Here is a 22,111-nt window from a genome sequence, read left to right as displayed (position 1 = left end):
ACAGAACCCCGCCTTCGGCCTCGGTACCTACGACGAGCTGCCGTCCTCCAACCCCGCCGTCCTGGCGTTCCTGCGCGAACACGGCAACGACCTCGTGCTGTGCGTGCACAACTTCTCGCGCTTCGCCCAGCCCACCGAACTCGACCTGCGCGCCTTCTGCGGCCGCCACCCCGTCGAACTCATCGGCGAGGTCCGCTTCCCCGCGATCGGTGAACTCCCGTACCTGCTCACCCTCGCGGGACACGGCTTCTACTGGTTCCGGCTGCGCGGCACATGCCTCACCCCCCGTGTCGCTCACCACGATTGGACCTGATCCGCCATGACCTCGCCCCTGCTGACCACCGCGCCCGTCACGCCCGCCCAGCTCGCCCCGCTGCTGGCACGCTGGCTGCCCGCCCAACGCTGGTTCACCGGCCGCGACCGCACGATCTCGAACCTGTCCGTGGTCGCGGCGACAGAGCTCGACGCGGACTGCTTCCACCTACTGGTCCGGGTCGAGCACCCCGGCGAACAGGACTGCGCGCACTACCAGTTGCTGCTCGGCGCGGCCGCCGACGTACCGCCCCGGCTGCAGGGGCGCGTCCTCGGCGAGGTCGCCGGGCCGGCCGGCCGCGGTCTGCGGGTGTACGACGCCGTGCACGACCGCCGGGCCGCGGTGCTGCTCCTCGACCGCATCCGGCGGGGCGGCACGATGGGACATCTGCGCTTCGAGTCGTTCCCGCGCACGGCCGTGCCGAGCGGCCTCACGCCGCACGTCCTGGACGTGGAGCAGTCCAACACCTCGATCGTCTACGGCGACCAGCTGATCCTCAAGCTCTTCCGGCGGGTGCAGCCCGGCATCAACCCCGACCTGGAGGTGCCGGCTGTGCTGGCCCGGCACGGGTACACCCAGGCGCCCGCGCCGACGGCCTGGTACCACACGGTGGCCCCGTTCTTCGCGACGCTCGGCGTCGTCCAGCCCTACCTCGCCGACGCCACGGACGGCTGGACACTGGCGCTGCAATCGGCTCTGGAACGCACGGACTTCCTCGGCGAGGCCCGGGACCTCGGCCGGGCGACCGGCGTCCTGCACGTGGCGCTGGCGGACGCGTTCTCCGTCACCGCCGCGCCCGCCGACCACACGGTGCGGCTGGCGGACGCGATGAGCCGCCGGCTGCGGTACGCGGCCTCGCGGGTGCCGGACCTGCGTCCGCACGTGGACCGGCTCCAGGACGTCTTCGCCCGGTTCGCGGTGGCGGGCAGCGATCTGCCTTTGCAACGCATCCACGGCGATCTCCATCTGGGGCAGGTGCTGCGGGCGGGCGGTGCCTGGCACGTCGTCGACTTCGAGGGCGAACCGGCCAAGCCGCTCGCCGAACGGCGCGGCGCCCACTCACCGGTCGGCGACATCGCGGGCATGCTGCGGTCCTTCGACTACGCGGCACACGTCGGCACGTCGCCCCGCCCGCAGTGGGCCGAGGCCTGCCGTGCCGCCTTCTGCGCCGGGTACGCCGAGTCCGGCCGGTTCGATCCGCACGGCATCGCGACGGTGCTGCGGGCGCACGAGGCGGACCGGGCCGTCTACGAGGTCGTCTACGAGGCGGCCCACCGCCCCGACTGGCTCACCGTGCCCATGACGGCCGTCGCCCGGCTGTGCCGCGCCCACTGACCGCCCACCGTCCGCCCCGCCGAGGGCGCCCGCACCGAGGGAGTTCCGCAGATGGCCGTCGCCGACGTGGTCCCGACCACCACAGCCCGGCGCGCGCACCCCGCGCCCGCACCGGACGCCGACGACCGGGACAGGCTGCTGCGCGGTGAGCACCACGACCCGCACGCCGTCCTGGGCGCCCACCCCGGGCCCGACGGCGTGGTCGTGCGCTGCCTGCGGCCGCACGCACGCGCCGTCTCCGTCGTCACCGGCGCCACCACGTGGGTCCTGCGCGACGAGGGCGACGGCCTGTTCGCGGGCACGGTCCCGGACGCGGGCCGCCTGCGCGTGACCTACCCGGACGGTGTCGTCGACGTCGACGACCCGTACCGCTTCCCGCCCACCATCGGCGAGTTCGACCTGCACCTGATCGCCGAGGGACGGCACGAGGAACTCTGGACCGTGCTCGGCGCCCACGTGCAGGAACAGCAGGGAGTGCGGGGCACCCGCTTCGCGGTCTGGGCGCCCGACGCCAGGGGCGTGCGGGTGCGCGGCGACTTCAACCACTGGGACGGGACCGCGCTGCCGATGCGCTCGCTCGGCCGCTCCGGCGTCTGGGAACTGTTCGTCCCCGGCCTCGGCGCGGGAGCCCGGTACAAGTTCGAGATCACCGGCCCCGACGGCGAGCGTCTGGAGCGGTCCGACCCGATGGCCCGGCGCACCCAGCCGCCGCCGGCGACCGCGTCGATCGTGACGGAGAGCGACTACCTCTGGGACGACGCGCAGTGGATGCGGCAGCGCGCCGACCGCCCGGCCCACTCCGCACCCATGTCCGTCTACGAGGTGCACCTCGCGTCGTGGCGGCCCGGCGCGACCTATCGCGAGCTGGCCGTCGAACTCACCGCCTACGTGGCGGAGTTGGGGTTCACGCACGTGGAGCTCCTGCCGGTCGCCGAGCATCCCTTCGGCGGCTCCTGGGGCTACCAGGTGACCGGCTTCTACGCGCCGACCGCCCGCCTCGGCACCCCCGACGACTTCCGGTACTTCGTCGACACCCTGCACCGGGCGGGCATCGGCGTCCTCCTGGACTGGGTGCCGGGGCACTTCCCACGCGACGAGTGGGCGCTGGCGCGGTTCGACGGGCGGCCCCTGTACGAGCCGCAGGATCCGGTGCGGGCGGCCCATCCCGACTGGGGCACGCTCGTCTTCGACCTCGGGCGCCGCGAGGTGCGCAACTTCCTCGTCGCCAACGCCGTCTACTGGTGCGAGGAGTTCCACATCGACGGCCTGCGGGTCGACGCGGTGGCGTCCATGCTCTACCTGGACTACTCGCGCGAAGAGGGGCAGTGGACCCCGAACCAGCACGGCGGGCGCGAGAACCTCGACGCCGTCGCCTTCCTTCAGGAGATGAACTCCACGCTGTACCGGCGCTGTCCGGGCGTCGTCACCGTCGCGGAGGAGTCGACGGCCTGGGACGGCGTGACCCGGCCGACGGACCAGCCGGCGGCGGGCGGCCTCGGCGGACTGGGGTTCGGCCTGAAGTGGAACATGGGCTGGTCCCACGACTCCCTCGCCTACATGGCGCACGACCCGGTCCACCGCGCGTACCACCACCACGAGATGACGTTCTCGATGGTCTACGCGTACAGCGAGAACTACGTCCTGCCGGTCTCCCACGACGAGGTCGTGCACGGCAAGCGGTCACTGGTGTCGAAGATGCCCGGCGACTGGTGGCAGCAGCGCGCGAACCAGCGCGCGTACCTGGGCTTCATGTGGGCGCATCCCGGCAAGAAGCTGCTGTTCATGGGGCAGGAGTTCGCGCAGGGCGCCGAATGGTCGGAGGCCGAGGGGCCCCAGTGGTGGGTGCTCGACCCGGGGCATCCGGCACACGAGGACCACCGCGGGATCCAGCGCCTGGTGGCGGACCTCAACCACCGCTACACGGCCGACCCCGCCCTGTGGGAGCGGGACGGCGATCCGGCCGGGTTCACCTGGGTGGCGGCGGACGCCGCCGACGACAACGTCCTCGCGTTCCTGCGCCACCCCGCCGACGGCGATCCGCTGCTGGTCGTCGTCAACTTCGCCCCCGTGGTCCGCGACGCCTACCGGCTCGGTGTCCCGTCCGGTGCCGCGGGCACCTGGCGCGAGGTCCTGAACACCGATGCGGCGCGCTACGGCGGCAGCGGCGTCGGCAACGAAGAGGCCAGACCCCAGGAGCCCGTCGCCCACCAGGGCTTCCCCTCATCGGTCACCCTCCGCCTGCCACCGCTCGCGGCGGTCTGGCTCAGCCCCACCGCCCCCGCACCCTGACCCCCTGACACCTCCGCGCCCCTCCGTGCCCTCCGGTCACGACCGTGCCGCCAGCACGGCGGCGCCCGGCCCATCGAGTCCCTCCAGAGCCACCCGGCGCCCGGAGACGGCCAGGAGCAGGTCGAGTACGGGGCCGGTCGCCCCGGGCCCGTCGCCGAGCGTCAGGTCGGCGTCCGTCGCGGTGAGCCTGACCCGGCCCAGCAGTTCCTTGGCGCCGCCGAACGACTCCGGGGTGCGCGCCTGGAGCCGCAGGGCCCGCACCACCGCCTCCGCGGATAGGCGCGGGCGATGCCCAGGGGCCGGCGGATGTCCTCGCCGTGGATCACTTCCTCCACGAGCCGGCTGTCGAGCGGGGCCGGCGGGGTCGAGGTCCGCGGGGCGGCCCGGCGCAGCCGCTCCAAGGTCTCCTCCGCCGTGCCGGCCCGCTCGCGCGCCACGCCCCGCGCGTTCTGCCGGTCGAAGTCGAACCGCGCCCGGACCAGGTCGACGACGAAACCCGTGCGGGTCGACCTGGCCGAGTGCACGAGGTGGGCGACCACGTCGTGCACGGTCCACCCGTCGCACAGTGACGGCGTGTCCCACCGCGCCTCGTCGAGCCCGGCAAGGTCGTCGATCAGCGCCGCCCGCTCGGCATGCACCAGCGGCCACACATCACCCGTCACGGCTCCGTCCTCCTTCGTCGAACCGGTGTCTCACAGGGAAGACCGGACCGAGGACGAGAACTCATCGTGAGCGGGCGGAAGGGATGCCGGTGGAACGGACAGCGGTGGAGCGGACAGCGGTGGAGCGGCTGCCGTCAGGTCCCGTGCCACCACCGCCGTACGCTGCGCTGGCGTGCCGTCGGGCGCTGCGGGTCGCCGGCGGCGCCCGTCCCCGGTTCGAGCGGGACGTCCGCGGGCGGCAGCAGGGCGCTCGCGGCGGCGAGGAAGGCGGCCTCACCGGGGATGATGTGCCCCCGCAGGAAGATCGCGCCGTCCGCCGTCGGCTCGTGCAGGCCCACACTGCGGGGGCCGGTGAGGTCGGCCTGGGGCTCCGCCACCAGGTAGCGCACCCCGTCCGCGTGGTCGGCGACCAGGGCGAAGCTCTCCCGGCCGTGCCAGGACGGCAGGGTCACGAGCACCAGCCCGGCCCCGGCCAGCCGCCCGGACAGCTCGCCCGGCGACCGGGACCGGCAGGCCAGTTCACGCGCCGTGTCCTCCCAGGCGTCGTGGAGGAACTCCCGCACGCACCGCTCCCCCCGTTCTGCCAGTCGCACCAGCATCCGGGCGCCGGGTACGGCCTCGGAGAACAGCAGCCCGGGCAGCACGGCGTAGACGAACGCGTGCTGCTGGCGGAACTCCTCGGACACCAGGCGCAGCAACGGGTGAGGGGTCATACACCGTTGCTAGCCGCACGGGACGCGTCGCAGGAGATCATCCGAACAGTCGCCCCGAACGGTCACCCCCCTCACACAACCCCAACACAATCGGGTGAATTACCTGAGCCTCTCGTTACCGGACGGGCCTGACGGGACCTTCGTCCCTTCAGCCGTGCAAGGAAGGCCGGTAGACGAGTTCCTGGATGTCGCCGTCGAGCGTGTGGTGCTCGAGGAGTTCGAGGTCGAAGTCGGCCGCTCCCTGGAAGATCGGCTCCAGACCGGTCCGGCCGGTGATCACCGGAAAGAGGGTCACCTGGACGCGGTCGACGAGGCCGGCCGCCATCAGTGCCCGGTTCATCGACAGACTGCCGTGCGAGCGCAGCGGCACGTCGGACTCCTTCTTGAGCCGCGCGACGACGTCCACGGCGTCCCCGTGCGCGACCTTCGCGTCCGGCCAGTCGAGGGGACCCTGCAGCGTGGTCGACACGACCGTCGCCGGCAGGCTCCGCATGCGCGTGACCCAGGGGTCCCGCACCTCCGACTCCGCGGTGCTCGACGCCAGCATCTGCGCGAACGCCCGGTACGTGTGGGCCCCGAAGACCATCCGCTGCTCCTCCTCGTACAGGGCGAGGCGGTGGTCGAGGAGCTCGGGGCCCTGCTTGCCCCAGTAGCCGGTCCAGTCGCCGCCGGCGGCGCCGAAGCCGTCGAGGCTGGAGAAGATGTCGTAGGTGTACGTGGCGGTCATGACGCCCTCCTCGGGTGCGGCGCGTCTCCTGTCGCAAGGACAGACCGGATGCCGCTCCAGGACTCATCGCCGACCTCTCGACGATCTTCGGCAGATTCAAGAACTGAACGACGGTGGCTGTCCGCGAACTTCCCCGGCCGATCGGCACGGCGGGCCAAGTCCGCCCAGGTGAAAGGCGATGGACGGGGCATCGGCCGGTCCGGGGAACGGATGCGGCGCGTTTCGACTCCTGCATCCACTGCGTTCACTTGTCTTGACACTGTCCCGTCGGAGCGAGAACACTCCCGGTCGTGAGAGAGCGCTCTCTCAGATTCCGTGCACGACCTGTTCCACGGGGCGGCGCCCCTCTTGCCGCCCTCCCGAACCCCCACCACACGTCGTACCGACACGGCAGGAGGTCTCCATGGCACGGAGATCGAAAGTCCTCTCCGGGGTGCTGATATCCGGCGCACTCGTCGCGACCACGCTCGGCCTCGGCGGCGCCGCCCTCACCGCCGGCGCCGCCGAGCCTCCGGCGGAACAGCAACCCGCCCACTCCACCGCCCACCAGGGCCACACGATGGCAGCGTCCACCGTGGCCGCCGCCGAGGACGCGGACGGCGACGGCTACATTCCGGCGAACCCGCCGGTCACCGGCGTCGAGCCGTCCACGAAGACACCCCCGCACCGCTACTTCCACGAGTTCCAGGCCCAGTGCTCCGTCTCGCACACCAAACCGGACGACCCCATCGTCTATCCGGGGCAGGCCGGGAAGTCCCACGACCACACGTTCATGGGCAACACCACCACGGACGCCGCCAGCACGACCGATTCACTGGACGCCGGCGGCACGAAGTGCCTCGCCCCGGGCGACAAGTCCGGCTACTGGATGCCGACGATGCTCAACGGCGACCAGCCCGTCCTGCCCGTCGGCACCCAGACGATCTACTACAAGGCCGCGGTCACCGACTACACCAGCGTGCGGCCCTTCCCCAAGGGGCTGCGGTTCGTCGTCGGCAGTCCGATGCAGAGCGCGCAGGAGTTCCGCGACCACCCGGGCTTCGTCGAGGGCTGGGAGTGCGGCACGAGCTACTTCAACGTCGACTTCCCCAAGGACTGCCCGACGACGCCCGACACCCAGGTCAACATCCGCTTCCAGGCCCCGAGTTGCTGGGACGGCCGGTACCTGGACACCCCCGACCACAAGAGCCACATGGCCTATCCCGTGGTCAAGCAGGGCACGAACGACAACGTCTGCCCGACCAGCCACCCGGTCGCGCTGCCGATGGTCGAGTTCAAGATGGCGTTCCCCGTCAACGGTGACCTGTCACGGCTGCGGCTGGCCAGCGGTCCGAGCTACTCGTTCCACTACGACTTCTTCAACGCGTGGGACGACCGGACGCTCAAGGCGATGGTCGACCACTGCCTCGTGGGCGGGCTGCAGTGCGACGCCCGCGGCTACGACCAGAACCACCCCGAGGAGGGCGCGGTCCTCGACGCGGACTACCGACTGCCCTGACCCGCCCGAACCGCCGGACGAACAGCGCCACGGGCGGCGGTCCGCCGACCGCCGCCCGCCCCCTTCCCCTCCGCACGCCCCCCACTGGAGGCACCCGCATGCGTCCCACCCGTCCCGTCGACCGCAGACCACGACGCCTCGCCGCACCCCTCGCCGCCGGCGCGCTGGCGGCCGGCTTCCTCGCCCTGCCCGCACCACAGGCCCACGCCGCGGGCGACGTGGTGAAGGTGACCGGCTCCCAGGGCAACTGGCAGCTCCAGGTCAACGGCTCCCCGTACCAGGTCAAGGGCCTGACGTGGGGCCCGTCCGTGGCCGACGCCGACCGGTACCTGCCGGATCTGAAGTCCATGGGCGTCAACACGATCCGCACCTGGGGCACCGACGCGTCGAGCAAGCCGCTCTTCGACTCCGCCGCCGCCCACGGGATCAAGGTCATCGCCGGCTTCTGGCTGCAGCCCGGCGGCGGCCCCGGCAGCGGTGGCTGTGTGAACTACCTGACGGACACCGCGTACAAGAACCAGATGCTCGAAGAGTTCCCGAAGTGGGTCGACACCTACAAGGACAACCCCGGCGTCCTGATGTGGAACGTCGGCAACGAGTCCGTCCTCGGCCTGCAGAACTGCTACAGCGGCGACGAGCTGGAGCGCCAGCGCGACGCCTACACGACCTTCGTCAACGACGTCACCAAGAAGATCCACGCCGTCGACCCGAACCATCCCGTCACCTCGACCGACGCCTGGGTCGGCGCCTGGCCCTACTACAAGAAGAACGCCCCCGACCTCGACCTGTACGCCGTCAACTCCTACAACGCCGTGTGCGACGTCAAGTCGGCCTGGGAGCAGGGCGGTTACGACAAGCCGTACATCGTCACCGAGACGGGACCCGCCGGGGAGTGGGAGGTGCCCGACGACGCCAACGGGGTGCCGGAGGAACCCACCGACCGGGCCAAGGCCGAGGGCTACACCAAGGCATGGGGCTGCGTCACCGGACACCGGGGCGTCGCCCTGGGCGCGACGATGTTCCACTACGGCACCGAGTACGACTTCGGCGGCATCTGGTTCAACCTGCTGCCCGCGGGCGAGAAGCGGCTGTCGTACTACGCGGTGAAGAAGGCCTACGGGGCGGACACCTCGGGGGACAACACCCCGCCCGTCATCTCCTCCATGGCCGTCGACGGCGACCCCTCCAAGGTCCCCGCGGGCCGCGCTGTCACCGTCACCACCCGGGCCACCGACCCCGACGGCGACCCGCTGACCTACGAGGTCCTGACCAACAGCAACTACATCGACCAGAGCAAGCAGCTCGTCCCGGTCCCGTTCACCGACGAGGGCTCAGGCAAGCTCCGCTTCACCGCCCCGGACAAGCCAGGGGTGTGGAAGGTCTACGTCAAGGTCACCGACGGCAAGGGCAACGTGGGCGTGGAGACCCGCTCCGTGCGCGTCGTGCCGCCGCCGGTCGACGGCACGAACATCGCCGTCGGCAGGACCGCCACCGCCTCCTCCGAGCAGACCAGCGACTACGGCGGCTGCCCGTGCACGGCGGCCAAGGCCGTCGACGGCAACCACGACACCCGCTGGGCCAGCGACTGGAGCGATCCGCAGTGGCTCCAGGTCGACCTCGGTTCCCGCCAGTCGTTCCGGCACGTCCAGCTCGACTGGGAGACCTCGTACGCGAAGGCGTACACCGTGCAGACCTCCGACGACGGTCAGAACTGGCGGACCGTCCGCGAGGTCACCGACGGCAACGGCGGCATCGACGACTTCGACGTGACCGGCAGCGGCCGCTACGTCCGGGTCGCCGGCACCGTCCGCGGCACCGGCTACGGCTACTCGCTCCACGAGTTTGGCATCTATCAGTAACAGGTCATCAAGGAACGGAAGGGCGGGGGGAATGAGCGACGCGGAGCTCGCCCGGCTGGTCGACAAGCTCGACACGGCGCAGAAGGTCCGGCTGGTCACCGGCGGGACGACCTGGCGCACCCGCGCCGAACCGGCCGTCGGCCTGGGCGAGGTGGTGACCTCGGACGGGCCGGCGGGGGTGCGCGGCGAGGCGTGGGACGAGCGGAACACCTCGGTGCTGCTGCCGTCGGCGTCGGCGCTCGCGGCGAGCTGGGACGAGCAACTGGTCGAGGAGTTGGGCCGGTTGCTCGCCCGGGAGGCACGGGCCAAGGGAGTGCACCTGGTGCTCGCGCCCAACCTCAACCTCCACCGCTCCCCGCTGGGAGGCCGGCACTTCGAGTGCTTCGCCGAGGATCCGGAGCTCGTCGCCAGGACCGGGGCGGCGCTCGTGCGCGGACTGCAGCGCGCGGGCGTCGCCGCCACGGCCAAGCACCTCGTGGCGAACGACTCGGAGACCGGACGGCTGACCGTGGACGTCCGCGTCGACGAACGCACGCTGCGGGAGGTGTACCTCCTGCCGTTCGAGGTGGCCGTCGACGCGGGCGTCCGGGCGGTGATGGCCGGCTACAACCGCGTCAACGGCGCCTCGATGACCGCCAGTCCCCTGCTCACCGACATCGTCAAGGGCGAGTGGGGGTTCGACGGCGTGGTGCTCTCCGACTGGGGTGCGCTGCGTACCGCGGTGGACACGGCGCGGGGCGGGCTCGACCTGGCGATGCCGGGTCCCGGCGGCCCGTGGGACGACGAACTCGTCGCGGCCGTGCGGGACGGGCTGGTCCCGCAGGCCGCGCTCGACGACAAGGTCCGCCGGCTGCTGTTGCTGGCGCGCCGCGTCGGCGCGCTCGGACCGGCCCCCCGGCCTCCGCGGGCCCGTCCGCGCCCCGGCATCGCCCGCGGGCTGCTGCGCAGGGCCGCGGCGGCGGGCGCGGTCCTGCTCGCCAACGACGGCGTACTCCCGCTGCGCGAGGCCGAGTTGACGTCCCTCGCGGTGATCGGCGCGCATGCCGACCGGCCGCGCGTGCAGGGCGGCGGCAGCGCGGGCGTCTTCCCCGACCGGGTCGTGACGCCGCTCGACGCGATCCGGGCCCGGCTCGGCGACGGGGTCCGCGTCGTCCACTCCCCCGGCCCCGATCTGCCGGCCGGGCCCGCGCCCCTGGACATCCGGCACTGCGCAGATCCGCGCACCGGCGAGCCCGGAGTGCTGCTGCGGGTCCTCGACCGGGCGGGGCGCGAACTCTGCGGCGAGCACCGCCTCACCGGACGGCTGCTCGAACCTCCGCTGCCGCCCGGCGCCCACACCGTGGAACTCAGCACGCTGCTCACCCCGCCGACCGGCGGCGAGTGGCTCTTCGGCGTCGCCGGTTTCGGCCGGCTGACGCTCAGCGTCGACGGCCGCGTGCTGATCGACGACGACGTCCCGCGCCGCACCGACGACCCGGCCGTCATCCACGTCGACCCGCCGGGCCCGACGGCACCCGCCCACCTGACGGCCGGTCGCCCCGTGCAGGTCGTCGCCCGCCGCCAACTCGCGGCCGGCACCGGGCGCGCCACCGTCCTGACCGCCGCCCCGCCCCCGCGTGCGGCCGAGGCGGCGATCGCCGAGGCCGTCACCGCGGCCCGCCACGCCGACGCCGCCGTGGTCGTCGTCGGCACCACCGACAGCGACGAGTCGGAGGGCCGCGACCGCGCCGGCCTGGCCCTGCCCGGCCACCAGGACGCGCTGGTCCGCGCGGTGGCCGCGGTCAACCCCAGAACCGTCGTCGTGGTCAACTCCGGCGGCCCCGTCGAACTGCCCTGGCGGGAGGCGGTGAACGCGGTGCTGCTCACCTGGCTGCCGGGCCAGGAGGGCGGCGACGCCCTGGCCGCGATGCTGCTGGGCGACACCGAACCAGGCGGCCGGCTCCCCACCACCTGGGGCGCACGTCTGGCGGACGTCCCGGTCAGCGCCACGCGGCCGGTCGACGACGTCCTCCCCTACGCGGAGGGCCTGCACGTCGGACACCGCGCCTGGCTCCGTGCCGGTCGCGCACCCGCGTACTGGTTCGGCCACGGTCTGGGCTACACCGCCTGGTCGTACGAGAGCGTCGACGGTCCCGGGCTCCTCGCCGCAGGCGCCGACTTCACGGTGACGGTGCAGGTCCGCAACCGGGGGCGGCGCACCGGCCGCGAGGTCGTCCAGGTGTACCTCTCGCGGGACGCCTCGGCCGTGGAGCGTCCGGTGCGCTGGCTGGCCGGGTACGCGGCCGTGACCGCGGCGCCCGGTGAGACGGTGCGGGTCACCGTGCGCGTGCCCGCCCGTGCGCTGCGGCACTGGAGCGTGGCCGACCGGGCGTGGGCGGTCGAGCCCGGCGTGTTCACCGTGCACGCGGGCCGGTCGGCCGGTGATCTGCCGCTGACCGCCGCACTCCGCGTACAGCCGGAAGATCCGCTGTGAGAGAGCGCTCTACTCTCCGACTGGCGGCGCGGTTAGGCTGCGTTCATGCAACGACAGTCCTTGACGCTGGAGGACGTCGCCCGTGAGGCGGGGGTCTCGCGGGCCACCGTGTCCCGGGTGATCAACGACGTCCCCAGCGTGGACCCGGCCATCCGCGACACCGTGCGCGAGGCGATCCGGCGCACCGGCTACACGCCCAACCGGGCCGCGCGGTCCCTCGTCACACGGCGGGCGGAGACGGTCGCCCTGGTGGTGTCCGGCGCGGGCGAGGAGAGCGAGGACGCGCCGCACGCCTTCGCGGCGCGGGTCTTCGCGGACCCGTTCTTCGGCCGGATCGTGAGCGGGGTCGTGGGGTATCTCCGCACGCGGTCGATCCACCCGGTGCTGATGTTCGCCGAGTCGCCCGAGGCGCGGACCGAGGTGCTGGACTATCTGCGGCAGGGCCGGGCGGACGGCGCGCTCGTCGTCTCCACGCACGCCCAGGATCCGCTGCCCGCCCTGCTCGGTGAGGAGCGGCTGCCCGCCGTGTGCTTCGCCCGGCCCGCCGCGCCGGCCGCCGTCAGCCACGTGGACCTCGACCACGCGGAAGGCGGTGCGCTGGCGGCCCGGCACCTGCTGGACCGCGGCCGCCGCCGGGTGGCGACCGTGTCGGGCCCGCTGGACGTGCCGGCGGGACAGCAGCGCCTGGACGGTTTCCGGGACGCGATGCGGCAGGCCGGAGTGGCCCGGATCCCCGTGGCCGAGGGCGGGTTCACCCTTGCCAGCGGGGCCGCGGCGATGACCTCGCTGCTGGACGCCCACCCGGACCTTGACGCGGTGTTCGCGGCGAACGACCTGATGGCGCAGGGCGTCGTCCAGGTGCTGCGCGAGCGGGGGCGGCGGGTGCCGCAGGACGTGGCGGTCGTCGGCTTCGACGACTCCAGCGTCGCGATCACCTGCGCGCCGCCGCTGACCACGGTGCGCCAGCCCGTCGAGGAGATGGCCGCGGCGATGGCCCGCATCCTCCAGGAGCACATCACGGGCGAGCGGACGGAGCCGACGTCGCTGGTCTTCCCGCCCCGGCTGGTCGTGCGGGAGTCCACCTGAGCCGTCCCTGAGGAGGGGCGGCGCACCCGTCGGAGCCCGGGAACCGGTCCCGGTGCTCCGCAGGTCTCACCTCACTCCGCGGCCGGGACCGCCCGCTTGGGCAGCTTCCAGTTCGGGCGGGGGAAGTGGCAGGTGTAGCCGTTCGGGTAGCGCTCCAGGTAGTCCTGGTGCTCGGGCTCGGCCTCCCAGAAGTCGCCGAGCGGCTCCACCTCGGTGACGACCTTGCCGGGCCACAGGCCGCTGGCCTCGACGTCCGCGATGGTGTCCACGGCGGTGGCCTGCTGCGCCGCGTCGGCGTAGTAGATCGCCGAGCGGTAGCTGCGCCCGATGTCGTTGCCCTGGCGGTCGCGCGTGGTCGGGTCGTGGATCTGGAAGAAGAACGCCAGGACGTCGCGGTAGCTGGTGACCGACGGGTCGAAGACGATCTCGATCGCCTCGGCGTGGTCGCCGTGATTGCGGTACGTGGCGTTCGGAGTGTCTCCGCCCGAGTAGCCCACGCGCGTGGACACCACCCCGGGCTGCTTGCGGATCAGGTCCTGCATCCCCCAGAAGCACCCTCCCGCCAGGACGGCCTTCTCGGTTGTCTGTGTCATGCCACGCTCCCTGCGTACCTTGGGGACGGCGGATTCCCGCCCGGACGGACAACGCTCGCGGGGGCGCGGAGATTCCTGGCCCGGCGCGGCCGCCGGCCCGGTCACGGCACGACGAAGTCGCACCACACCGCCTTGCCCTCGCCCCGCGGCTCGACGCCCCAGCGCGACGCGAGCGCTTCCACCAGGACCATGCCACGGCCCGAGGTCGCCGTCTCGCCCGGCGAGCGGCGGTGGGGGCGGTCGCTGGAGCGGTCCTTGACCCACAGGCGCACGGCACGCGGCGGTCCGGTGAGCACCTCCAGCGTGAGGACGGCTCCGCCCTCGGTGTGCACGAGGGCGTTCCCGAGCAGTTCGCCGGCGGCGACCTCCACGTCGTCGGCCATCCCGCCCAGGCCCCAGGCGGCGAGGTGCTCGCGCAGCGCGGCCCGGGCGTCCGCCAGGCCCTCCGGGTCCGCCTGGTGGACGTAGCGGTGGATGCGGGGCGCCTGTGGGGTTCCCGGGTCGGGTACGCGGCGCAGCACCAGCAGCGCCACGTCGTCACCGCTGCCCCACTTCTCCCACAGCGAGTGCGACAGGTGGTCGGCGACCTCCTCGGCGGTCTCCGGTCCGGTGCTCAGCGCGCCGGACAGGGCCTCAAGGCCGGCGTCCAGGTCGAGGCCCGGCTCTTCGACGAGGCCGTCGGTGCACAGCACGAGCGTCTCGCCCGGGATCAGGTCGAGGCGGGCCTCGGGGAAGTCCTCCATGTCGAACTCGGTGGCCAGGCCCAGCGGCAGTCCGCCGCGCAGGCGGGGAATGCCGACGCGGCCGTCGACGTGCCGGACGAGCGGCGGCAGATGGCCGGCCCGGACCGCGCGGACGATGCCGGTGGCCGGGTCGAACTGCGCGTACGTGCAGGTGGCGAACCGCTCCGTGTCGAGCTCCGCCAGGAAGCGGGAGGCCCGTGAGAGGACCGTTGCGGGCGGGTGCCCTTCGCCGGCGAACGCCCTGAGGGCGATGCGCAGCTGACCCATGATCGCGGCGGCGTGGGTGTCGTGTCCCTGGACGTCACCGACGACGACGCCGATGCGCCCTCGGGGCAGCGCGATGACGTCGTAGAAGTCGCCGCCGACCTCGCGCCCGCCCCAGGCGGCGTGGTAGCGGACCGCGATCTCGGTGTCCGCCACTTCGGGGATGTGCTTGGGCAACATCGTGGCCTGGAGGTTCTTGGCCAGGTCGCGCTCCTCGTCGAAGAGGATGGCGCGCTGCAGGGACTGGGCGACGATGCCGGAGAGCCCGATGCACAGATTGCGGTCGGCGTCGGTGAACTCCGTGCGCCCGCGGTAGAAGAGGGCGAGGGCGCCGATCGCGCGGTCCTGCGCGACCAGCGGCAGGAACGCCGCGGAGTCCAGCTTGAGCAGGTCGATGTAGGGGCGCAGCCGGGTGAACCGGTGGACGAGGTCGGGCAGGGATCCCACGAAGCGGGGCTTGCGGGTCATGACGACGTCGGCCAGCGGCAGCGAGTCGTCGATCTGGTGCAGCTTGAGTTCGTCCAGGGCCTGCATCGACTGGCCGACCAGGGCGATCAGTTTCAGGTCCTCGCCCTCGACGAGTCCCAGCACGAGGCCGTCCGCGGCGAACCGGTCGAGTCCGCTCGCGCCCGACAGCACCGCCACGACGTCGTCGACGGTGACGGCGCGGGACAGCGCCTCGGTCGTGCCCTGCACCATCAGGGCGACCCGGCGGCGCTTCACGTCGACGGCGTCGAGGCCGGCGAGTTCGGCGGGTTCGTTCGGGGAGGCGCGCAGGATCCCGATGACCCGGTCGGCGCGGCCCTCGGGGTCGCGCAGGATCCGGCCGGAGGCGTGGCTCAGGCGCATCGTGCCGTCGCGCCGCCGCACCTGGAAGTAGACGCCGTACGAGTCGGCTCCGGAGGCGATCGCCTCGTTCACGGACGCGGCGATGCGCACGGCCTCCTCGGGTGGGATCCGTCGTCTGAGGGAGGCCGCCGTGCCGCGGAACTCGTCGGTCCGCACGTCGAGCACGTCGAGGCCGTTCGCGTCGACGCTCAGCCCGCCGCCCGTCAGATCCCAGTCGAAGGTGCCCATCCCATTGAGCCGCAGCCGCTCTTCAAGGCCGATGTCCGGCTTCTCCGCAGGTCCCATGTGGCTCTCCGTTGCAGCGCTCGGCCACCATAACCGGCGCGCACGGCCCCCGCACGACGGCCGCCGACGGTCAGTGGCGGCCACGAACGGCCAGAATTGACTCAGTCCAATCTGGCTCTTACCGTGGAAGACACCGAGGTCAACATCAGTGCAGCCGGTGACGCCTGCCACCTCTGGCGACTCTCTCCACGGAGGCCCCTCACATGGCTTGCTACGACTGCATCCAGGAAAACCGTCCGGACACCGTCGGCATCGGCATCTGCACCCGCTGCGGTCTGGCCACGTGCCACGACCACGCCCGGGTGCTCGCCGCGCACGTCCAGCGGGCCAACGGCATGGGCCGCACGACCGGCCCCCGCACGGCCCGCCGCGTGGTCTGCCACACCTGCCACGCGGCCGAGACCGCGCACTGATCCACGCGAAGGAGATACTGCTCGACATGGAACAGTCGGCGGGCGACCTGCTCAGGCGCACGGGCCTGCGCAGCACGGCACAGCGGCGCGCGGTCCTGACCGCGCTGCAGGGACGGCCGCACGCGACCGCGGCCGACCTGGAGGAGCACATCGCGGGGACCGAAGGCGGCTCGGGCACCCTGTCCCGCCAGGGGCTGTACAACGTGCTGGACGACCTGACCCGGGCCCATCTGATCCGGTGCATCGAACCGGCGGGCTCCCCCGCCCGCTTCGAACTGCGGGTCGGCGACAACCACCACCACCTGGTCTGCCGCACCTGCGGGCGGATCGAGGACGTGGACTGCGCGGTCGGCGCCGCACCCTGCCTCGACCCGATCCAGGACAAGGGCTTCACCGTCGACGAGGCAGAGATCACCTGGTGGGGGCAGTGCGCCCCGTGCCGCAACCGGGCCGCCGGGCAGCCCTCCTGAGCCCGAGCGTCGTCACACCGGCCGGTCCCGCGCCGACGGCGGCGCCTTGTCGTCGCTGACGGCGGGCGTGGACCTGCCGGGCAGCTCCAGCGGGTTCTCGCCCGCGGCGAGGTGCTCCAGGACCTCCCCCAGTTCCGTGCAGGCGCGCTGCACCGACCGACGGGTGGCCCGCTGTTCGGTGACCATCGAGGACAGCAGCAGCGCCGTCAGCGCGGCGGAGCCGTTGAACACGTGCAGTTTGGCCATCACTTCCAGGCCGGACAGATCGAGGAACGCGCCGCGCTGCGTGTTCGCGGCGAACGTGGTGAGCACCGACGCGAACAGCGCGCACAGCATGCTCCCGGCCAGCTGGAAGCGGAGCGCGGCCCAGATCAGCAGGGGGAAGACCAGGAAGAGCATGCTCGTCGGGCTGAGCACCGCCAGCGGGACCAGCAGCACGACCGCGAGCCCCAGGCACACGGCCTCCTTCCAGCGCCGGCCCGAGAGGCGCCCCGTCGCCCCGAGGAACAGCACGAGCAGCAGCGGGGTGACGAGCAGGACGCCCATCGTGTCGCCGACCCACCAGGCCAGCCACACGGACCAGAACTGCCCCGCGTCCAGCTCCCCGCTCCACACCTGCGGCGCGACACCCGCCGTCGCGCCGATCAGCATCGAACCGAACCCGCCGAGGAAGACCAGCGCGAGCCCGTCGCGCAGCCGCGAGATGTCCAGCCGGAAGCCCACCCGGCGCAGCAGCAGACAGGCGCACAGCGGTGCCGCCGTGCTGCCCGCCACGGTCACCAGCGCGGTGATCTGGGGGGTGGTCAGCGAGGCGATGACGAGCAGGGAACCGAGGGCGATCCCCGGCCACACCCAGACGCCGAACACCAGCAGGGAGGCGACGGCGACACCGGTCGGCGGCCACATGGGCGTGACCACCACGCCCTCGACGACGAGCTGGCCCAGCAGCCCGAGGCGCCCGGCCACGTAGTAGCAGGCGGCGACGGCCAACGCCTTGAGGGTCACCTCCAAGGACCACCGGGACCGCCGAGTCACCACCACAACAGCCATCAGACACCGGCCGGACCGGCTCGGCCATACGAAGGCCCCCGCCCGGGTGCGTCCGCACCGCCCGCCGCACCTCAGGCGCCGGGCGTGCGCCGCCAGGACGTGTCGCCGTCGTGGCCGACGACGAGGACGGCGGCATCGTCCTCGTGCCCCACCGAGTCCGCCAGTTTCATCACCCCGCCGGCCAGCGTCTCGACGCCCAGGCCCGCGGCGGCGGTGACCTCGGCGAGCCGCCGCACCTGGCGCAGACCGTCGTCGAGGTCCAGCGACGGCCCCTCCACCACCCCGTCGGTCGGCAGCACGAAGACGCCGCCGAGGGTGAGCCGCTGACAGGTGACCGGGTACATGGCGCCGTGCAGCACGCCGAGCGGGGGGCCGCCCTCCCCCTCGTCGACGCCCGAGCGGCCGTCGGCGGTGGCCCAGATGTGGGGGATGTGGCCGGCCCGCGCGCACTCCAGGGTGCCGGTGGCCGGATCGAGCCGCAGGAACGTGCAGGTGGCGAAGAGGTCCGAGTCCAGGGAGACCAGCAGGTCGTTGGTGCGGGCGAGGAGTTCTCCGGGATCGCCCGTGACGGAGGCCAGCGCCCGCAGCGCGACGCGGACCTGCCCCATGAAGGCCGCCGCCTGGATGTTGTGCCCCTGCACGTCCCCGATGGACAGGCCGATGCGGCCGTCCGCCATGGTGAAGGCGTCGTACCAGTCGCCGCCGACGTTCAGTCCGTGGTTGGCGGGCATGTAGCCCACGGCCAGCCGGACGCCCGGCGCACTGGGCAGGTCCCGGGGCAGCATGCCGTGCTGCAGCGCCACGGCCAGTTCCACCCGGGAGCGCTGCGTCTCCGCCAGCTCCCGCGCCCGGGCGGTCAGCGCGCCGAGCTTGGCCAGCAGCTCCTCACCGTCCTCCGCGGACTCGCTGCGGAACAACATCGATCGCCCCGTTCCACGAGAGACCTTCCCTCACTCTGCCCGCAGACCGTGACGAGCGCACCTCGTCGGGCCCGGGGGCCGGGCTACCGTGACGCGATGGACCACCAGGCCGCCTTCCCCACGCACCCGCTGCGCGACGTCCGTGCCCGGTACGTGCGCCAGGCCGGCTGCCCGTCCGACTTCGCCGACATCACCGTGGACTTCGAGCCCTGGGAGGAGGGCATCGCGTTCGAGGTGCACAGCGAGCTGCGTCTTCGCGGTCGGGTCGGCCCGGACGAGCTGGCCGCGTACAGCGCCGCGGCCGCCGACGGCATCCGTGACGAGCTGAGCGCGCTGGACGGGCCGGTGGCCGTGGCCGTCGTCCTGCGCGCCATGGGCGTGCACGACGTGGACTCCCACGCACGCGCGTTCCGGCACGCCGGACGCGTCGCCGTGCGCAACGCCCTCGCGCTCCTGACCGGGCCGCCGCCCCGGCCCCGGCGGCGCCGTCCGCCGCCCGGCACGAGGTTGCGGGCGGCACCGGGCTACCGGACGATCCGAGAGGAGTGACCGAGCGAGGGAGACGACGATGTCCGAGGCGCGGCAGCCGACGGAGACGACACCGGTCCAGCACAGCGACTTCGGGCGCCGGATCGCCACCCGACGGCAGGAACTCGGGCTCACTGCGGAGGACATCGCCGAGCGGACCGGCGCCTCCGCCGCGTACGTCCGCTACGTGGAGGGGCAGGCCGCCCAGCCCGGGTCGGGCTTCGCCCTCCGGTTGGCCGACGCCCTGGACACCAGTCTCGACGAGCTGCAGGGCGGCACGTACACCAGACCGCCCGGCACCGCCGACAAGGCCCGCGACCCCGAGTTCCTGGAGCTGTCCGAGCAGCAGTGCCGTGCGCTGCTGGCCACGCACGGCGTCGGCCGGCTCGCCGCCCAGCTGCCACAGGGCCCGGTGGTGCTGCCGGTCAACTACACGGTGACGCCGGAGGGCGGCGTCGCCTTCCGTACGCGGCCGGGCTCGGCGCTGACCGGCGCCTCGGGCCAGGAGGTCGCCTTCGAGGTGGACCAGATCGACGACGCGCTGAGCGAGGGCTGGAGCGTGCTCGTCGTCGGTGTCGCCCGCACCGTCTCCGACCCGGACACGGCCCGGTCCCTCGACCGTCTGGCCCACTCCGAGCCGTGGGCCGGCGGTGACCGCACCCTGTGGGTGTCGATCGCACCGCGCCGGATCACCGGACGCCGGATCCGCCGTGGCACCGCCTGAGCCGGCCGCCCGGCGCGAGCGTCAGCGGCGCGTGCGCAGCGGTTCCGGTTCCACCAGGACGCAGCGCGTGCCCGAGTAGATGGTCGGCATGCAGCGGTTGCAGTGGATGCACAGCGAGTGCGTCTCCCGTCCGGCGGCCCGGTCCGCGGCGAACCGGTCGACCAGGTCGGGCTCGCGCAGCACGGCCCGCCCCATCGCGACGAACTCGAAGCCCTCGGCCATCGCCCGCTCGGCCGTCCGGCGGTCGGCGATCCCGCCGAGCAGGATCAGCGGCATCGTGAGCGCGGCCCGGAACTGGCGGGCGGAGTCCAGCAGATACGCCTCCTGGTACGGGTAGGCGCGCAGGAACCGGTTGCCGACCAGCCGGATGCCGAGCCGCAGCGGCTGGGGGAAGTTCGCCGCGAAGTCACGGACCGGCGCGCCGCCGCGGAACAGGTACATCGGATTGAGCAGCGAGCTGCCCGCGGTCAGCTCCAGGGCGTCGAGGCTGCCGTCCTCCTCCAGCCAGGCCGCGGTCCGCAGGCTCTCGTCGAGCCAGAAGCCGCCGGGCACCCCGTCGTCCATGTTGAGCTTGGCGGTGATCGCGATCTCGTCGCCGACCTCGTCACGCACCGCTCGCGCCACTCCCCTGGCCACCTTGGCCCGGTTGGCGAGCGAACCCCCGTAGCCGTCCTTCCGCTTGTTGAGCCGCGGGCTGAGGAAGGAGCTGGCGAAGTAGTTGTGGCCGAGGTGGATCTCGACCGCGTCGAACCCGGACTCCACGGCCGTGCGCGCCGCCCGCGCGTGGTCGCGGGTGATGCGGGCGATGTCGTCCGGGGTGGCGGCCCTGGCGACGCGCAGACTGGCCCGGCTCACGTAGCGGCTGGGGGCGAGGGCGGGCAGGCGGTTCGAGACGGGGTCAGCGACCGGGCCCGCGTGGCCGATCTGGGCGCAGACCGCGGCGCCCTCGGCGTGCACGGCGTCGGTGAGGCGGCGCAGTCCCGGTACCGCCTCGGGCCGCATGTGGATCTGGTGGCGCTCGGTACGTCCTTCGGGGGCGACGGCGCAGTAGGCGACGGTCGTCATGCCGATGCCGCCGGCGGCCGGGCGGCGGTGGTACTCGATCAGCTCGTCGCCGACCATGCCGTGGTGCGTGACCCCTTCGAAGGTGGCCGCCTTGATGACGCGGTTGCGCAGGGTGAGCGGGCCGAGCCGGGCGGGGGCCAGCAGGTCGGGGGTCGGTGCCTTGGCTGTTTCCTCCGGATGGGGTTCTGCTGCGGTCACGAGCGATCAGCTCCTCTGCTGTCGTCGTCCGGGGAGCGGGCGCCGAGGCCCGCGCTGATGAAGGCGACGACCGACTCCGCCGGCGGGCGCGGGACGCGGCCCAACTCGGCGGTGGCCGCCTGCGGTTCGCCGTAGAGCTGGAGCAGCAGGTCGAACGCCATGCGCCAGCGATGCGCGATCTCCCGCCGGGACAGGTCGGGCCGGGCCGCGCCCAGCAGGTCGCGCCACGACGCGAACCGGAACCAGCGGTCGTCGAAGGGCAGTCGACGGCCGCGCAGGACGAGCCGGGCGAGCAGGTGGACGAGCATCCTGCCGTGCGGCTGCCGGGTCAGTTCGTCGAGAGGCCGCACCAGGACCTCCGTCAACTCCGTGACGCCCGGCGGCCGTCCGCTCCGGGCACGCCGCTCCACCGCCGCGAGCGGCTCCGCCCACAGGGGGCCGAGACGCTGTTGCAGCAGGGCGGCGACCAGGTCCTCCTTGGTGCCGAAGTGGTAGTGGACGGCGGCCGGGTTCATGCCCGCCGCCGCGTTCACCGCACGCACCGACACCTGCTCATAGCCCTGCGCGAGGAAGAGCCGTTCCGCGGCGTCGAGCAGTGCCGCCCGGGTGGAGTCGGTGGCCATGCGCCACATGAGAGCACCGCCCTCCACACTTTTCAATCAGTGATGGAAAAGTTCCGTCGGTGCGGTTCCCGAGGGTGGTGCGGACCCCTTCCGCCGTCGCCCGGTTGGGCCGTCCGGGTGACCCCGGCGCCGGGCCGTCGTTTGCGTTGCGACAGCTCGTCCAGCCACCGACGCGAAGGACCCGCCCGTGCCGTCTCTCCGCCCCTCCCGGCCGACGCCCCGCACCCGGATAGCCGCCGACACCACCGAGGCCGCACTCGTCGAGCAGTACACCGCTCTCGTGCGCCTGGCCTATCTGACGCTGCCCACCTCGCTGTCCCGGCACCGGCGCGTGCTCCTCGCCCACCACGCCGCGCAGCACGCCCTGCCCGCGGCCCGCACCGGGCGGGTGCCCCGGCCGCGCGGGGCCGACGGACGCGCGGGAGCCGGGG

Annotated in this window: 19 protein-coding genes and 2 pseudogenes; 12 read left to right on the top strand and 9 right to left on the bottom strand. The window is 73.1% G+C overall.

All coding sequences use genetic code 11. The annotated features are described in order from the left end of the window. The 3 genes from RBJ77_RS38980 to glgB all read left to right on the top strand — a co-directional run. On the top strand, window positions 1-313 hold a 313-nt coding region (locus tag RBJ77_RS38980; protein ID WP_372349304.1), incomplete at its 5' end, for an alpha-glucosidase C-terminal domain-containing protein. A gap of 6 nt (window positions 314-319) precedes the next feature. Then, window positions 320-1,648, top strand: a complete 1,329-nt coding sequence (locus RBJ77_RS38975) for a maltokinase (protein ID WP_372349303.1) — start codon at window positions 320-322, stop codon at window positions 1,646-1,648. A 51-nt stretch (window positions 1,649-1,699) separates the two neighbouring features. Continuing rightward, the gene (gene glgB / locus RBJ77_RS38970) at window positions 1,700-3,937 is read left to right on the top strand and encodes a 1,4-alpha-glucan branching protein GlgB (protein WP_372349302.1); all 2,238 of its coding nucleotides are present in this window, start codon (window positions 1,700-1,702) and stop codon (window positions 3,935-3,937) included. Window positions 3,938-3,973: 36 nt separating this feature from the next. On the opposite strand, the pseudogene RBJ77_RS38965 reads toward glgB, so the two are convergent. From RBJ77_RS38965 to RBJ77_RS38955, 3 genes and pseudogenes are all read right to left on the bottom strand, one after another. Next, a pseudogene (locus RBJ77_RS38965) lies at window positions 3,974-4,599 on the bottom strand (maleylpyruvate isomerase family mycothiol-dependent enzyme). 134 nt (window positions 4,600-4,733) lie between these two features. Further along, window positions 4,734-5,312 (bottom strand): hypothetical protein, encoded by a 579-nt coding sequence (locus RBJ77_RS38960; protein ID WP_372349301.1) that lies wholly within the window; start codon window positions 5,310-5,312, stop codon window positions 4,734-4,736. A 148-nt stretch (window positions 5,313-5,460) separates the two neighbouring features. Further along, window positions 5,461-6,039 carry a dihydrofolate reductase family protein gene (locus RBJ77_RS38955; protein ID WP_372349300.1) on the bottom strand — a complete coding sequence of 193 codons (579 nt, stop codon included), beginning with the start codon at window positions 6,037-6,039 and terminating at the stop codon, window positions 5,461-5,463. Between the two features lie 403 nt (window positions 6,040-6,442). Here RBJ77_RS38955 and RBJ77_RS38950 point away from each other — a divergent pair, with 403 nt between their 5' ends. The 4 genes from RBJ77_RS38950 to RBJ77_RS38935 all read left to right on the top strand — a co-directional run bounded on the left by RBJ77_RS38950 (window position 6,443) and on the right by RBJ77_RS38935 (window position 12,955). Further along, a complete protein-coding gene (locus RBJ77_RS38950; protein ID WP_372349299.1) occupies window positions 6,443-7,537 on the top strand; it encodes a DUF1996 domain-containing protein in 1,095 nt (364 codons plus the stop codon). A 98-nt stretch (window positions 7,538-7,635) separates the two neighbouring features. Beyond that, window positions 7,636-9,396 (top strand): discoidin domain-containing protein, encoded by a 1,761-nt coding sequence (locus tag RBJ77_RS38945; RefSeq protein ID WP_372349298.1) that lies wholly within the window; start codon window positions 7,636-7,638, stop codon window positions 9,394-9,396. A 31-nt stretch (window positions 9,397-9,427) separates the two neighbouring features. Further along, window positions 9,428-11,869: a glycoside hydrolase family 3 C-terminal domain-containing protein gene (locus RBJ77_RS38940; RefSeq protein WP_372349297.1), complete on the top strand. Its 2,442-nt coding sequence runs from the start codon at window positions 9,428-9,430 to the stop codon at window positions 11,867-11,869. Window positions 11,870-11,914: 45 nt separating this feature from the next. After that, window positions 11,915-12,955, top strand: a complete 1,041-nt coding sequence (locus tag RBJ77_RS38935; RefSeq protein WP_372349296.1) for a LacI family DNA-binding transcriptional regulator — start codon at window positions 11,915-11,917, stop codon at window positions 12,953-12,955. Window positions 12,956-13,026: 71 nt separating this feature from the next. Here the strand turns inward: RBJ77_RS38935 and msrA are convergent, their stop codons facing one another. Both msrA and RBJ77_RS38925 read right to left on the bottom strand, forming a co-directional pair. Next, the gene (gene msrA, locus RBJ77_RS38930) at window positions 13,027-13,548 is read right to left on the bottom strand and encodes a peptide-methionine (S)-S-oxide reductase MsrA (protein WP_255975544.1); all 522 of its coding nucleotides are present in this window, start codon (window positions 13,546-13,548) and stop codon (window positions 13,027-13,029) included. A 101-nt stretch (window positions 13,549-13,649) separates the two neighbouring features. Beyond that, window positions 13,650-15,689: a SpoIIE family protein phosphatase gene (locus RBJ77_RS38925; protein WP_372349295.1), complete on the bottom strand. Its 2,040-nt coding sequence runs from the start codon at window positions 15,687-15,689 to the stop codon at window positions 13,650-13,652. 203 nt (window positions 15,690-15,892) lie between these two features. Between RBJ77_RS38925 and RBJ77_RS38920 the strand changes: the two genes are divergently transcribed. Continuing rightward, window positions 15,893-16,102, top strand: a complete 210-nt coding sequence (locus tag RBJ77_RS38920; RefSeq protein WP_372349294.1) for a DUF2180 family protein — start codon at window positions 15,893-15,895, stop codon at window positions 16,100-16,102. Window positions 16,103-16,128: 26 nt separating this feature from the next. Further along, complete coding sequence (locus tag RBJ77_RS38915; RefSeq protein ID WP_372349293.1) at window positions 16,129-16,572, top strand: Fur family transcriptional regulator; 444 nt, start codon at window positions 16,129-16,131, stop codon at window positions 16,570-16,572. 12 nt (window positions 16,573-16,584) lie between these two features. On the opposite strand, the gene RBJ77_RS38910 is transcribed toward RBJ77_RS38915, so the two are convergent. Together RBJ77_RS38910 and RBJ77_RS38905 are read right to left on the bottom strand one after the other, a co-directional pair. Further along, window positions 16,585-17,622, bottom strand: a complete 1,038-nt coding sequence (locus tag RBJ77_RS38910; protein ID WP_372349292.1) for an MASE1 domain-containing protein — start codon at window positions 17,620-17,622, stop codon at window positions 16,585-16,587. 71 nt (window positions 17,623-17,693) lie between these two features. Then, window positions 17,694-18,542, bottom strand: coding sequence for a PP2C family protein-serine/threonine phosphatase (locus RBJ77_RS38905; protein ID WP_372349291.1), 849 nt, complete (start codon window positions 18,540-18,542; stop codon window positions 17,694-17,696). Between the two features lie 96 nt (window positions 18,543-18,638). On the opposite strand from RBJ77_RS38905, the gene RBJ77_RS38900 reads away from it, so the two are divergent. After that, the gene (locus tag RBJ77_RS38900; protein ID WP_372349290.1) at window positions 18,639-19,091 is read left to right on the top strand and encodes a hypothetical protein; all 453 of its coding nucleotides are present in this window, start codon (window positions 18,639-18,641) and stop codon (window positions 19,089-19,091) included. A 19-nt stretch (window positions 19,092-19,110) separates the two neighbouring features. Beyond that, a complete protein-coding gene (locus tag RBJ77_RS38895; RefSeq protein WP_372349289.1) occupies window positions 19,111-19,794 on the top strand; it encodes a helix-turn-helix domain-containing protein in 684 nt (227 codons plus the stop codon). Window positions 19,795-19,815: 21 nt separating this feature from the next. Here RBJ77_RS38895 and RBJ77_RS38890 read toward each other — a convergent pair whose 3' ends face one another. Then, complete coding sequence (locus tag RBJ77_RS38890; RefSeq protein WP_372349288.1) at window positions 19,816-21,057, bottom strand: NADH:flavin oxidoreductase; 1,242 nt, start codon at window positions 21,055-21,057, stop codon at window positions 19,816-19,818. Beyond that, entirely contained in the window at window positions 21,054-21,680 is a 627-nt protein-coding gene (locus RBJ77_RS38885; RefSeq protein WP_372349287.1) for a TetR/AcrR family transcriptional regulator, read from the bottom strand. Before RBJ77_RS38885 ends, RBJ77_RS38890 begins: the two co-directional genes overlap by 4 nt. A gap of 187 nt (window positions 21,681-21,867) precedes the next feature. Between RBJ77_RS38885 and RBJ77_RS38880 the strand changes: the two are divergent. Then, a pseudogene (locus tag RBJ77_RS38880) lies at window positions 21,868-22,111 on the top strand (hypothetical protein); the annotation flags it as partial.

This window comes from Streptomyces sp. KL116D, from assembly GCF_030766975.1.
GTDB lineage: Bacteria > Actinomycetota > Actinomycetes > Streptomycetales > Streptomycetaceae > Streptomyces > Streptomyces longispororuber_A.
This window is presented reverse-complemented; position numbering and strand designations above follow the sequence as displayed.